The organism is Escherichia sp. TC-EC600-tetX4 (genome assembly GCF_019356055.1).
GTDB lineage: Bacteria > Pseudomonadota > Gammaproteobacteria > Enterobacterales > Enterobacteriaceae.
In genome coordinates this window covers 2343249-2356037 of sequence record NZ_CP079924.1, presented here as the reverse complement: position 1 = coordinate 2356037, position 12789 = coordinate 2343249, and the positions used below count along the sequence as shown (strand labels likewise).

Here is a 12789-nt window from a genome sequence, read left to right as displayed (position 1 = left end):
AATGAAATTGTAAATTTATGGAAAATGAAACGGCACAATACGTTAAGTAATTGAGAAAATTGTAGTCGTAACGGCAAGAAATGCTCCACATTTGAGAAAATAATGATTACCATTCCCATTTATAACAAGAGCGTAACGATGATTACGCTTAGCGAAGCATTGTGAAGCAGCAAAAATATCGGTTCATCAAAGGGAGTCGTCATGCATTTACGTCATCTGTTTTCATCGCGCCTGCGTGGTTCATTACTGTTAGGTTCATTGCTTGTTGTTTCATCATTCAGTACGCAGGCCGCAGAAGAAATGCTGCGTAAAGCGGTAGGTAAAGGTGCCTACGAAATGGCTTATAGCCAGCAAGAAAACGCGCTGTGGCTCGCCACTTCGCAAAGCCGCAAACTGGATAAAGGTGGCGTGGTTTATCGTCTTGATCCGGTCACTCTGGAAGTGACGCAGGCGATCCATAACGATCTCAAGCCGTTTGGTGCCACCATCAATAACACGACTCAGACGTTGTGGTTTGGTAACACCGTAAACAGCGCGGTCACGGCGATAGATGCCAAAACGGGCGAAGTGAAAGGCCGTCTGGTGCTGGATGATCGTAAGCGCACGGAAGAGGTGCGCCCGCTGCAACCGCGTGAGCTGGTAGCTGACGATGCCACGAACACCGTTTACATCAGTGGTATTGGTAAAGAGAGCGTGATTTGGGTCGTTGATGGCGGGAATATCAAACTGAAAACCGCCATCCAGAACACCGGTAAAATGAGTACCGGTCTGGCGCTGGATAGCGAAGGCAAACGTCTTTACACCACTAACGCTGACGGCGAATTGATTACCATCGACACCGCCGACAATAAAATCCTCAGCCGTAAAAAGCTGCTGGATGACGGCAAAGAGCACTTCTTTATCAACATTAGCCTTGATACCGCCAGGCAGCGTGCATTTATCACCGATTCTAAAGCCGCAGAAGTGTTAGTGGTCGATACCCGTAATGGCAATATTCTGGCGAAGGTTGCGGCACCGGAATCACTGGCTGTGCTGTTTAACCCCGCGCGTAATGAAGCCTACGTAACGCATCGTCAGGCAGGTAAAGTCAGTGTGATTGACGCGAAAAGCTATAAAGTGGTGAAAACGTTCGATACGCCGACTCATCCAAACAGCCTGGCGCTGTCTGCCGATGGCAAAACGCTGTATGTCAGTGTGAAACAAAAATCCACTAAACAGCAGGAAGCTACCCAGCCAGACGATGTGATTCGTATTGCGCTGTAATAGATATGGCGAGGGTGAAAACGGTGAGACTTGCCTGCCTTTTATCACGGCGTATCCGGCACTTTCGTCAGTAATCTGAATTTGCCCGGCACGTAGCCGGGCAATTTTGCAATTAACTCGCCGTTTCAGGCTTAAACACAATTTCCTGTTTTTCTTCATCTTCCTCGACGACTGGCGCAGTGCTGTGAATTTCAGCAACGCGTTTGCGCACACCAAACCAGCCTATAACCAGCAAAATACCGATAATCGGCAGCGCCGCGATAGTATAAGTCCCGTTCGGGTAATCGAACGCCATCAGCACAAGGACACTCAGTAAAAACAGTAATGTCAGCCAGGAAGTGAAGGGCGCGCCAGGCAGTTTAAAACTGACATCCGCTGCTTTGCCTTCTTTAATCGCTTTACGCAGGCGCATCTGGCACACGATGATAAACGCCCATGAAGCGATGATTCCCAGCGACGCGAAGTTCAACACAATCTCAAATACGCGCGACGGCACCAGATAGTTGAGGAATACGCCGACGACATACACAACTAGTGTCGCCAGAATCCCGGCATACGGCACATGCTGACGACTCATTTTCGCCATAAAACTCGGTGCGGAACCGCCCATCGCCATTGAGCGCAGAATACGTCCGGTGCAGTACAGACCTGAATTCAGGCTGGAGAGGGCAGCGGTCAGCACCACAATGTTCATAATGCTGCCGATATATGGCACACCCAGTTTAGAGAAAAACGTCACGAACGGACTTTGCCCCGCCTGATACGCGCTCCACGGCAATAACATAACCAGCAACACCACGGAGCCGACGTAAAACAGGCCAATACGCCAAATCACACTGTTAATGGCTTTAGGCACCATGGTCTGCGGATCTTTACATTCTCCGGCAGCTGTACCCACCATTTCAATGGAGGCAAAAGCAAACACTACGCCCTGAATCAACACCAGCGCAGGCAGCAAACCGTGGGGGAAGAAGCCGCCATTATCGGTGATTAAATGAAAGCCAGTGGTGTTGCCATCCAGCGGCTGACCACTACCGAGGAACACTGTACCCACGACCAAAAAGGTCACAATGGCGAGCACTTTAATAAGCGCAAACCAGAACTCCATCTCCGCAAACCATTTCACACCGATCATATTCATGGTGCCAACGATGGTAAGTGCAGCGAGCGCAAAGACCCACTGCGGCACGCCGCCAAACGCACCCCAGTAATGCATATACAGAGCGACGGCGGTAATATCAACAATCCCCGTCATCGCCCAGTTGATGAAGTACATCCAGCCAGCAACATAAGCGGCTTTCTCACCCAAAAACTCACGGGCATAAGAAACAAAACTGCCACTGGAAGGGCGGTGTAGCACCAGCTCACCCAATGCACGCAGAATAAAAAACGAAAACAAGCCACAAATTAAATAAACCAGTGCCAGTGCGGGCCCCGCCATTTGCAGTCGGGCTCCTGCACCTAAAAACAAGCCGGTGCCAATCGCGCCGCCAATGGCGATCATCTGCACCTGGCGATTGCCCATCGCTTTGTGATACCCCTCTTCGTGGGCATTAAGCCAGCGGCGTTTCGCGGCGTGTTGATCTGAAGTGTCGGTGTCGTGTTTACTCATTGCTCTCCCTGATTGCTTTAATGAAAAAGTCATATAAGTTGCCATGAACAATGTTTATTCATCCTGGCGATGATAGTTATCACCATTATTCTTTATGGGTATAAAACTATCGGCGCAGCATCCTACCCGTTATCGATAAACGATGCAAAACATCCCCTTACAATCCTGAAGGGGATTAATACAACTGACGAAAAAATGACAAATCCTTTTGCTGGTTAACCTGTGTACTGTCCTACACTTAATCTTTAAAAGATTGTGAGGGGCATATGATTAAGGTGTATGGCGTACCCGGATGGGGCTCTACAATCAGTGAGCTGATGCTAACACTGGCTGATATTCCTTATCAGTTCGTTGATGTCAGTGGTTTTGACCACGAGGGAGCTTCACGCGAGTTATTGAAAACCCTGAACCCGTTGTGTCAGGTTCCGACACTGGCATTGGAAAATGACGAGATTATGACGGAGACAGCGGCGATTGCATTGATGGTTCTCGATCGTCGCCCGGACCTTGCGCCACCGGTTGGGCGCGCCGAACGTCAGCTGTTTCAACGGCTATTGGTCTGGCTGGTTGCTAATGTCTATCCAACATTCACTTTCGCCGATTACCCTGAGCGTTGGGCTCCTGACGCACCTGAACAGTTAAAGAAGAATGTTATTGAATATCGAAAATCGCTTTATATCTGGTTGAATTCGCAGCTCACTGCTGAACCTTATGCGTTTGGTGAGCAACTAACGCTGGTGGACTGTTATCTTTGCACTATGCGCACATGGGGGCCTGGGCATGAATGGTTTCAGGATAATGCCACGAATATCAGTGCGATTGCTGATGCTGTATGTCAGTTACCGAAATTACAAGAAGTATTAAAAAGGAATGAAATTATTTGAGTGGGATACCAGAAGATTATGTTATTTATTATTCAGTAACTTTATCCACAATGATGGGCGTAATTAATTAAATTCATGGTATGTTTTTTAATTTATATCACTCTCCTTTTCATTCAGCGTGTCTATTTCATTTCCTCTGAAAAGAAACTAACTATTCACATCGTGCAGATGTTTCAGTTGTTATCACAGGCATTCTATAATCTCAAAATGTTTTTAATGATGGATATGCTCGGAGTTGGAGATGCAATTAATATTAATACAAATAAAAATATCCGGCAGGTATGCTAAAAGGATAAATGGCGTTCTCTGTATTTATTCGCAATTATCTGTAGGACAAATATGGAGAGCTTGATGAGTCAGAGCTAAAACAGCAATTGATTAATAAACATGTTGATTTATTCAAGAAAATGGATGTATTTTAAATGTTGATTCTTAATATAACCTAATCAATAGATTATCAAGTGAGAGCTACACATTATTGGAGGGGCAGGGGAAAACACCATTTTGGGAACAATGCATCAGGTACTCTTACCACTGAAGCAAGATCATCCGGCACCAGGTGGTGGTGCAGTGCTTTGGAAATGGTCCCCTCGGGGGAGTTGTCATTATTTTCTATGCTATTTGCTTATTATATTCATCAGGTGAATTTAATAAATTCCTAATTTGAAATATCCACTATTAAGCTAGTGTTTAACGACGTTAAGATGGCAATGTGCAGATCATGTTATCAGGGTGGGGCGGTAGCGTATATTCCTTATACAAACCATCATTCATTTCAATGATTGTTATTGAATTATTTATTGTTGTGAATAAAAAGACATTATGAATATTGGTTTGACTTTGCATATCAGGTTTTTTATTACTCGCTGTAATGTACGAGCCTGTCGTGAATAACGTCGAGAACCCATCCGTTGCGTTTGTGATTATTTTGTTGACTAAACAGACACCCGTTTCTCTGAAGTAAAATCCCAGACTAAATCATCACATAACCATGACATTTTTCTGATATTCCCCGGTAACGCCAGATGTCGACTCGCTTAACCACCCTCAGCCATACCAGTGAAGGCCACCGCGTGTCGGTCCACTACGGCTATGACGATAAAGGCCGCCTGACCGGCGAACGCCAGACGGTGGAGAACCCGGAGACGGGGGAACTGCTGTGGCACCATGAGACCGGACATGCGTACAACGAACAGGGGCTGGCAAACCGCGTCACGCCGGACAGTCTGCCGCCGGTGGAGTGGCTGACCTACGGCAGCGGCTATCTTGCGGGCATGAAGCTGGGCGGGACGCCGCTGCTGGAGTTCACGCGCGACCGCCTGCACCGTGAGACGGTGCGCAGCTTCGGCAGCATGGCAGGCAGTAATGCCGCATATAAACTGACCAGCACATACACCCCCGCAGGCCAGTTACAGAGCCAGCACCTGAACAGCCTGGTGTATGACCGTGACTACGGGTGGAATGACAACGGCGACCTGGTGCGCATCAGCGGCCCGCGACAGACGCGGGAATACGGCTACAGCGCCACGGGCAGGCTGGAGAGTGTGCGCACCCTCGCACCAGACCTGGACATCCGCATCCCGTATGCCACGGACCCGGCGGGCAACCGGCTGCCGGACCCGGAGCTGCACCCGGACAGTACACTCACAGTGTGGCCGGATAACCGCATCGCGGAGGATGCGCACTATGTCTACCGCCACGATGAATACGGCAGGCTGACGGAGAAGACGGACCGCATCCCGGCGGGTGTGATACGGACGGACGACGAGCGGACCCACCACTACCACTACGACAGCCAGCACCGCCTGGTGTTCTACACGCGGATACAGCATGGCGAGCCACTGGTCGAGAGCCGCTACCTCTACGACCCGCTGGGACGGCGAATGGCAAAACGGGTCTGGCGGCGGGAGCGTGACCTGACGGGGTGGATGTCGCTGTCGCGTAAACCGGAGGTGACGTGGTATGGCTGGGACGGAGACAGGCTGACGACGGTGCAGACTGACACCACACGTATCCAGACGGTATACGAGCCGGGAAGCTTCACGCCGCTCATCCGGGTCGAGACAGAGAACGGCGAGCGGGAAAAAGCGCAGCGGCGCAGCCTGGCAGAGACGCTCCAGCAGGAAGGGAGTGAGAACGGCCACGGCGTGGTGTTCCCGGCTGAACTGGTGCGGCTGCTGGACAGGCTGGAGGAAGAAATCCGGGCAGACCGCGTGAGCAGTGAAAGCCGGGCGTGGCTTGCGCAGTGCGGGCTGACGGTGGAGCAACTGGCCAGACAGGTGGAGCCGGAATACACACCGGCGCGAAAAGTTCATTTTTACCACTGCGACCACCGGGGCCTGCCGCTGGCGCTCATCAGCGAAGACGGCAATACGGCGTGGCGCGGGGAGTATGATGAATGGGGCAACCAGCTTAATGAGGAGAACCCGCATCACCTGCACCAGCCGTACCGTCTGCCAGGGCAGCAGCATGATGAGGAGTCGGGGCTGTACTATAACCGTCACCGGCACTACGATCCGTTGCAGGGGCGGTATATCACCCCGGACCCGATTGGGTTGAGAGGTGGATGGAATATGTATCAGTATCCGTTGAATCCCATACAAGTGATAGACCCAATGGGGTTAGATGCGATTGAGAATATGACATCAGGTGGACTAATTTATGCCGTATCTGGTGTACCTGGATTGATTGCTGCAAACAGCATTACTAACAGTGCTTACCAGTTCGGTTATGATATGGATGCTATTGTTGGCGGAGCTCATAATGGGGCCGCCGATGCAATGAGACATTGTTACTTGATGTGTCGAATGACTAAGACATTTGGATCAACAATAGCTGACGTGATAGGTAAAAATCATGAGGCGGCAGGGGATAGACAAGGTCAGCCAGCTAAAGAAAGAATCATGGATCTTAAAAATAACACTGTCGGTATTGCTTGTGGCGATTTTTCTGCCAAATGTAGCGATGCATGTATTGAAAAATATAACACTGGGCAACTCTTCGGGTTAGATGGTATAAAAGCAGATAATCCAATAAAAGCAAAGCAAGGGAGTTCAGATGCTTCAAATTATTAGAGGCAAACTTGTCATTTTTTTAATTACCCTTTGTTTATTTGTTGTTTACCTTGGGTTTGATAACAATTCAAATTCTGACATCGTATTTTATGGACATAAAACACCAAAGAGCGTTGAGATATATCTTTCTGAAAAAAATATTATTTATAAAATAATTAATGACCAAAAAATTAGTAGAGGGAATGGTCATTTTATAAGTATAATGGTTAATAATTACAGGACGCACTGTGGAGTGGTTGATATAAATCTTAATTTTTTCAATGATATTCTTTATAGCGTGCGATTAAAAAACATTAGTAAACTGGAGAATATGGAGTTCTGCGCTACAAAACAACGGGTGTATTTTAGTGATAAAAACAAGAAGGCTAGTTATAAAATAATTAATTATGGAGACTATTATGATGTTGATTATTATGATAACAATTTGAAAAATGAAGTTTTTGACTGGATTGGTAAATGGTCATAATGAACAACACCAGAAAGAGAAAAATATAAAATACATACAGAAAGACATGAGAGCAAGGGACGGGGCAGGGCAAGATCATGAAAATTGTGATGTAAATCACGATTTTCATCTTTGCTTTAACGCCTACAGGTGATCAAAATTTAACCTTTGGAATAACTAAAAAGATAAAAAAGGACGCCAGGTGAGTATTCAAAGTTTGCTTGATTATATTTCAGTGACCCCTGATATACGACAACAAGGAAAGGTTAAACATAAATTATCTGCTATTTTGTTTCTCACCGTATGTGCAGTAATTGCAGGTGCCGATGAGTGGCAGGAAATTGAAGATTTTGGACATGAAAGACTTGAATGGCTAAAGAAATATGGTGATTTTGATAATGGCATTCCGGTCGATGACACCATTGCACGCGTTGTGAGTAACATTGACAGTTTGGCCTTTGAAAAGATGTTTATTGAATGGATGCAGGAGTGCCATGAAATCACTGATGGTGAAATTATAGCAATAGATGGAAAGACCATAAGAGGCTCCTTTGATAAGGGAAAAAGAAAAGGAGCAATCCATATGGTGAGTGCATTCTCGAACGAAAATGGTGTTGTACTGGGGCAGGTGAAAACGGAAGCCAAAAGTAATGAGATTACAGCCATTCCAGAGTTGCTTAACCTACTGTATTTAAAGAAAAATTTGATAACCATTGATGCTATGGGCTGTCAGAAAGATATCGCTTCGAAGATCAAAGATAAAAAAGCAGATTATCTTCTGGCAGTAAAAGGCAATCAGGGGAAATTACATCATGCATTCGAGGAAAAATTTCCTGTAAATGTGTTTTCTAATTATAAAGGCGATTCGTTTAGTACGCAGGAGATAAGTCATGGAAGAAAAGAAACACGTTTGCATATTGTCAGTAACGTAACGCCTGAACTTTTGTGATTTTGAATTCGAATGGAAGGGATTAAAAAAGCTTTGTGTAGCATTGTCATTCAGGCAGAAGAAAGAAGATAAATCAGCAGAAGGTGTAAGCATCCGATATTATATTTCATCAAAGGATATGGATGCTAAAGAATTTGCACATGCTATCAGAGCGCACTGGCTGATCGAGCACAGTCTTCATTGGGTGTTAGATGTAAAAATGAATGAAGATGCCAGCCGGATAAGAAGAGGAAACGCAGCCTAAATAATATCTGGAATAAAGAAGATGGCACTGAATTTATTAAGAGATTGCAAAGACATTAAGGGTGAAGAGGAAAAGAAAGAAGGCTGCGTTAAACACAGGGAAAGATCATCAGAAGTTCACTTTTTGTACTAAACAATTCGCATTTTATGTTTAAAAATTGAGATATTCCTTATTACCTAAAGCTGTTTTTTATTGCTTACACATGATCAAATACTCCTTACATAATTAAGGAGAACAAAATGGAACTTAAAAAATTGATGGGACATATTTCTATTATCCCCGATTACAGACAAGCCTGGAAAATGGAACATAAGTTATCGGATATTCTACTGTTGACTATTTGTGCCGTTATTTCTGGTGCAGAAGGCTGGGAAGATATAGAGGATTTTGGGGAAACACATCCCGATTTTTTGAAGCAATATGGTGATTTTGAAAATGGTATTCCTGTTCACGACACCATTGCCAGAGTTGTATCCTGTATCAGTCCTGCAAAATTTCACGAGTGCTTTATTAACTGGATGCGTGACTGCCATTCTTCAGATGATAAAGACGTCATTGCAATTGATGGAAAAACGCTCCGGCATTCTTATGATAAGAGTCGCCGCAGGGGAGCGATTCATGTCATTAGTGCGTTCTCAACAATGCACAGTCTGGTCATCGGACAGATCAAGACGGATGAGAAATCTAATGAGATTACAGCTATCCCAGAACTTCTTAACATGCTGGATATTAAAGGAAAAATCATCACAACTGATGCGATGGGTTGCCAGAAAGATATTGCAGAGAAGATACAAAAACAGGGAGGTGATTATTTATTCGCGGTAAAAGGAAACCAGGGGCGGCTAAATAAAGCCTTTGAGGAAAAATTTCCGCTGAAAGAATTAAATAATCCAGCGCATGACAGTTACGCAATGAGTGAAAAGAGTCACGGCAGAGAAGAAATCCGTCTTCATATTGTTTGCGATGTCCCTGATGAACTTATTGATTTCACGTTTGAATGGAAAGGGCTGAAGAAATTATGCGTGGCAGTCTCCTTTCGGTCCATAATAGCAGAACAAAAGAAAGAGCTCGAAATGACGGTCAGATATTATATCAGTTCTGCTGATTTAACCGCAGAGAAGTTCGCCACAGCAATCCGAAACCACTGGCATGTGGAGAATAAGCTGCACTGGCGTCTGGACGTGGTAATGAATGAAGACGACTGCAAAATAAGAAGAGGAAATGCAGCAGAATTATTTTCAGGGATACGGCACATTGCTATTAATATTTTGACGAATGATAAGGTATTCAAGGCAGGGTTAAGACGTAAGATGCGAAAAGCAGCCATGGACAGAAACTACCTGGCGTCAGTCCTTACGGGGAGCGGGCTTTCGTAATCTTGCCCTGGGCATTATTGTCGTATAAACGCTTTACCGGACACATGACATTCACAATGTGTGTTAATTTTACTGACATCTTTCAAAAGGAGCGTAATCATGCCGCACATCGACATTAAATGTTTTCCGCGTGAACTGGACGAACAACAAAAAGCAGCACTTGCTGCAGATATTACCGACGTTATTATTCGTCATCTGAACAGTAAAGACAGTTCGATAAGCATTGCTCTACAGCAGATTCAACCAGAATCTTGGCAAGCTATCTGGGATGCCGAAATCGCGCCCCAAATGGAGGCTTTGATAAAGAAACCTGGTTATAGCATGAATGCTTAACCCGCCGTAACACGCTTGCCGCTGGTAACAAACGTCCCAGCACCTAAATGATGCAACGTATTGAGCTTATCATCATCAAACTGCCAGCGGCCTTCGACAAATACCCGTGCGTCTGCCGCTGCTGATACTACTTCGCCAAACAGCGTGTCGTATTCTTCTTGCGCAGAAGTCGCAGGTAGCAATCGACACTCCATCCACGCCAGACATTTTTCCTCGACCAGAGGCAAACCAAATACCGGGCCTCTCACAACCGGAATGCCATAGCAATTAAATTTATCTTCATCACGCCCCGACACACTTCCCACCGCCCACGTCCAGTTAGTTGCTGCAACGCCCGGGATAACGATGCCAAATTTACCGTTATGTTCAATCAACTCCCTGGTCCATGTCGATTTATCTACCACAATCGCCACGCGTGGAGGTTCAAACTCCACCGGCATTGACCAGGCTGCAGCCATAATGTTACGCCGCTGGGATTGCTCATCGAAACTGGTGATCAAGACCGTTGGGCCATGATTTAACAGACGGCTGGCATGGTGTAATTCTATGGGGATGAATCGGCTCATGGTATCGCCTCGCGAAGAAGGTTTTTTTAAGCGTAGTCCGTAACGCAATAAGTAACGAAATTAACGGGATTGGCGATTTGCGAACGTGATGCATGTCCGCGATCGCACAAAATAGCCGGTGCGGCGTCTATTCCAGGTTATAAGTTGAGAAAACCACTAAGGGAAACGCCTGATGACGCCCATTCTGAATCACTATTTTGCCCGTATTAACTGGTCGGGAGCTGCTGCGGTCAATATTGATACGCTTCGTGCATTGCACCTGAAACACAATTGCACCATTCCGTTTGAAAACCTCGACGTTTTGCTGCCGAGGGAAATACAGCTTGATAATCAATCGCCGGAAGAGAAACTGGTGATAGCCCGTCGTGGCGGTTACTGTTTTGAGCAGAATGGCGTGTTTGAGCGGGTGTTACGCGAGCTGGGGTTTAACGTTCGCAGCTTGTTAGGGCGCGTAGTGTTATCAAATCCGCCAGCATTACCGCCGCGCACCCATCGTTTGCTGTTGGTGGAACTGGAAGAGGAAAAATGGATTGCTGATGTCGGTTTCGGTGGGCAGACGCTAACCGCGCCGATTCGTTTAGTTTCCGATCTCGTGCAGACCACGCCACACGGAGAGTATCGGTTGTTGCAGGAGGGTGATGATTGGGTGTTGCAGTTTAATCATCATCAGCATTGGCAGTCGATGTACCGTTTTGATCTCTGCGAGCAGCAACAAAGCGATTATGTGATGGGCAATTTCTGGTCGGCGCACTGGCCGCAGTCGCATTTTCGCCATCATTTGCTGATGTGCCGCCATTTGCCGGACGGCGGCAAGCTGACACTGACCAATTTTCATTTTACCCATTATGAAAATGGGCACGCGGTGGAGCAGCGAAATCTACCGGATGTGGCGTCATTATATGCTGTGATGCAAGAACAGTTTGGTCTGGGCGTGGATGATGCGAAACATGGCTTTACCGTGGATGAGTTAGCGCTGGTGATGGCGGCGTTTGATACGCACCCGGAGGCGGGAAAATAATTTATGTCAGGTTGCCGGATGCGGCGTAAACGCCTTATCCGGCATACATTAGCCCGGTTGTAGACCTGACAGGCGAAGCGCATCAGACAACGGTTTCAGAGTTCAATTGCCCATTCGGCATGAAACAAAATCACCGCTGTGCCTGAAATGGTGACTTTTTCCGGTTGGTTATCACGAATTGTCACCGTCACTTCAATCATACCGTCACGCCCCAATGCGCGCCCCTGATGGCCTTTAACACGCAACACGTTGCCATCGTGGGGCAATACGTTGTGATGTACCAACCATGCACCCATCGGGCCATTGGCATTGCCAGTCACCGGATCTTCCACAATACCAATCGCAGGCGAGAACATGCGACCATCGGTTTCGTTTTTGCCTGGGCGGATCTGGAACGGGAAGAAACCATTGCAGCCAATCTTTTTGCTGATAGCGGTCAGCGCATTAAGGTCAGGCGAAAGGGCGTCGATATCCACTTCCGGTTTCAGTGGGATCATCACTTTTGAGTGTCCTGTTGTTGCCACCTGAATTGGCAAGCCTGGCAGAATATCGTCCTCAGTGAGATGAAGCGCGTTGATAATCGCCGCACGTGTTTCACCTTCCAGCGGTGGCTCAAAGCCCGGCGTACCTTGTTCCAGCGAAATACGATAATCATCGTTGTGCTTTTCGATAGTCACGCGATGTTTTCCTGCCAGCGATGTTTGCCAGATCGTGCAATTTCCTAAACCTAACACCTTCGCACGTACATAGTGCGCAGCTACTGTCGCGTGACCGCAAATCGGCACTTCAACCGTTGGCGTAAAGTAGCGGATGCGCACATCGCTGTCGTCGCTGTGCAGCAGAAAAGCAGTTTCCGAATGGCCTAACTCGCGGGCGATAAGCTGCATTTGCGCTTCGCTAAGATTATCGGCGGGGAAAACAACACCGGCAGAATTGCCGCGAAACGGTTGTGAGGTAAAAGCATCGACGTGGTACACCTGCGGTTTCATTAACGTTCTCCTGTGACTGGAGAACTATCATAGCCT

At 46.8% G+C, this 12789-nt stretch carries 11 protein-coding genes and 2 pseudogenes; 9 read left to right on the top strand and 4 right to left on the bottom strand.

What is annotated here, in order from left to right:
• Positions 1-201: 201 nt before the first annotated feature.
• Positions 202-1263: a YncE family protein gene (locus tag KXD89_RS11380; protein ID WP_000550695.1), complete on the top strand. Its 1062-nt coding sequence runs from the start codon at positions 202-204 to the stop codon at positions 1261-1263.
• A 112-nt stretch (positions 1264-1375) separates the two neighbouring features.
• Here KXD89_RS11380 and ansP read toward each other — a convergent pair whose 3' ends face one another.
• A complete protein-coding gene (ansP, locus tag KXD89_RS11375) occupies positions 1376-2875 on the bottom strand; it encodes an L-asparagine permease (RefSeq protein ID WP_001300590.1) in 1500 nt (499 codons plus the stop codon).
• Between the two features lie 266 nt (positions 2876-3141).
• On the opposite strand from ansP, the gene KXD89_RS11370 reads away from it, so the two are divergent.
• From KXD89_RS11370 to ydcD, 4 genes and pseudogenes are all read left to right on the top strand, one after another.
• Complete coding sequence (locus tag KXD89_RS11370; protein WP_000598857.1) at positions 3142-3759, top strand: glutathione S-transferase family protein; 618 nt, start codon at positions 3142-3144, stop codon at positions 3757-3759.
• A 75-nt stretch (positions 3760-3834) separates the two neighbouring features.
• Complete coding sequence (locus KXD89_RS11365) at positions 3835-4047, top strand: YncH family protein (protein WP_000226995.1); 213 nt, start codon at positions 3835-3837, stop codon at positions 4045-4047.
• A 749-nt stretch (positions 4048-4796) separates the two neighbouring features.
• A pseudogene (locus KXD89_RS11360) lies at positions 4797-6833 on the top strand (RHS repeat-associated core domain-containing protein); the annotation flags it as partial.
• Positions 6817-7299: a protein YdcD gene (ydcD, locus tag KXD89_RS22440; protein WP_000939263.1), complete on the top strand. Its 483-nt coding sequence runs from the start codon at positions 6817-6819 to the stop codon at positions 7297-7299. The pseudogene KXD89_RS11360 and the gene ydcD, both read left to right, overlap by 17 nt.
• Here the strand turns inward: ydcD and KXD89_RS11350 are convergent.
• The gene (locus KXD89_RS11350) at positions 7214-7399 is read right to left on the bottom strand and encodes a protein YncO (protein ID WP_120795385.1); all 186 of its coding nucleotides are present in this window, start codon (positions 7397-7399) and stop codon (positions 7214-7216) included. The genes ydcD and KXD89_RS11350 overlap by 86 nt on opposite strands.
• 81 nt (positions 7400-7480) lie before the next feature.
• Here KXD89_RS11350 and KXD89_RS11345 point away from each other — a divergent pair.
• The 3 genes and pseudogenes from KXD89_RS11345 to pptA all read left to right on the top strand — a co-directional run bounded on the left by KXD89_RS11345 (position 7481) and on the right by pptA (position 10180).
• A pseudogene (locus KXD89_RS11345) lies at positions 7481-8625 on the top strand (ISAs1 family transposase).
• Positions 8626-8710: 85 nt separating this feature from the next.
• The gene (locus KXD89_RS11340) at positions 8711-9847 is read left to right on the top strand and encodes an ISAs1-like element ISEc5 family transposase (RefSeq protein WP_000421020.1); all 1137 of its coding nucleotides are present in this window, start codon (positions 8711-8713) and stop codon (positions 9845-9847) included.
• A 99-nt stretch (positions 9848-9946) separates the two neighbouring features.
• A complete protein-coding gene (gene pptA, locus KXD89_RS11335) occupies positions 9947-10180 on the top strand; it encodes a tautomerase PptA (protein ID WP_001120143.1) in 234 nt (77 codons plus the stop codon).
• Here pptA and KXD89_RS11330 read toward each other — a convergent pair.
• Positions 10177-10746 carry a flavin reductase family protein gene (locus KXD89_RS11330; RefSeq protein ID WP_000085899.1) on the bottom strand — a complete coding sequence of 190 codons (570 nt, stop codon included), beginning with the start codon at positions 10744-10746 and terminating at the stop codon, positions 10177-10179. The genes pptA and KXD89_RS11330 overlap by 4 nt on opposite strands.
• A 172-nt stretch (positions 10747-10918) precedes the next feature.
• Between KXD89_RS11330 and nhoA the strand changes: the two genes are divergently transcribed.
• Positions 10919-11764, top strand: a complete 846-nt coding sequence (nhoA, locus tag KXD89_RS11325; RefSeq protein ID WP_000187925.1) for an N-hydroxyarylamine O-acetyltransferase — start codon at positions 10919-10921, stop codon at positions 11762-11764.
• Between the two features lie 95 nt (positions 11765-11859).
• Here nhoA and KXD89_RS11320 read toward each other — a convergent pair whose 3' ends face one another.
• On the bottom strand, positions 11860-12753 hold the full coding sequence (locus KXD89_RS11320; protein ID WP_000804385.1) for a PhzF family isomerase: 894 nt from the start codon (positions 12751-12753) through the stop codon (positions 11860-11862).
• Between the last annotated feature and the right edge of the window lie 36 nt (positions 12754-12789).

Bases quoted from the DNA above. Each gene is read 5' to 3' on its own strand.
- KXD89_RS11380 (WP_000550695.1), top strand. From the start codon at position 202: ATGCATTTACGTCATCTGTTTTCATCGCGCCTGCGTGGTTCATTACTG.
- ansP (WP_001300590.1), bottom strand. From the start codon at position 2,875: ATGAGTAAACACGACACCGACACTTCAGATCAACACGCCGCGAAACGC.
- KXD89_RS11370 (WP_000598857.1), top strand. From the start codon at position 3,142: ATGATTAAGGTGTATGGCGTACCCGGATGGGGCTCTACAATCAGTGAG.
- KXD89_RS11365 (WP_000226995.1), top strand. From the start codon at position 3,835: ATGGTATGTTTTTTAATTTATATCACTCTCCTTTTCATTCAGCGTGTC.
- ydcD (WP_000939263.1), top strand. From the start codon at position 6,817: ATGCTTCAAATTATTAGAGGCAAACTTGTCATTTTTTTAATTACCCTT.
- KXD89_RS11340 (WP_000421020.1), top strand. From the start codon at position 8,711: ATGGAACTTAAAAAATTGATGGGACATATTTCTATTATCCCCGATTAC.
- pptA (WP_001120143.1), top strand. From the start codon at position 9,947: ATGCCGCACATCGACATTAAATGTTTTCCGCGTGAACTGGACGAACAA.
- KXD89_RS11330 (WP_000085899.1), bottom strand. From the start codon at position 10,746: ATGAGCCGATTCATCCCCATAGAATTACACCATGCCAGCCGTCTGTTA.
- nhoA (WP_000187925.1), top strand. From the start codon at position 10,919: ATGACGCCCATTCTGAATCACTATTTTGCCCGTATTAACTGGTCGGGA.
- KXD89_RS11320 (WP_000804385.1), bottom strand. From the start codon at position 12,753: ATGAAACCGCAGGTGTACCACGTCGATGCTTTTACCTCACAACCGTTT.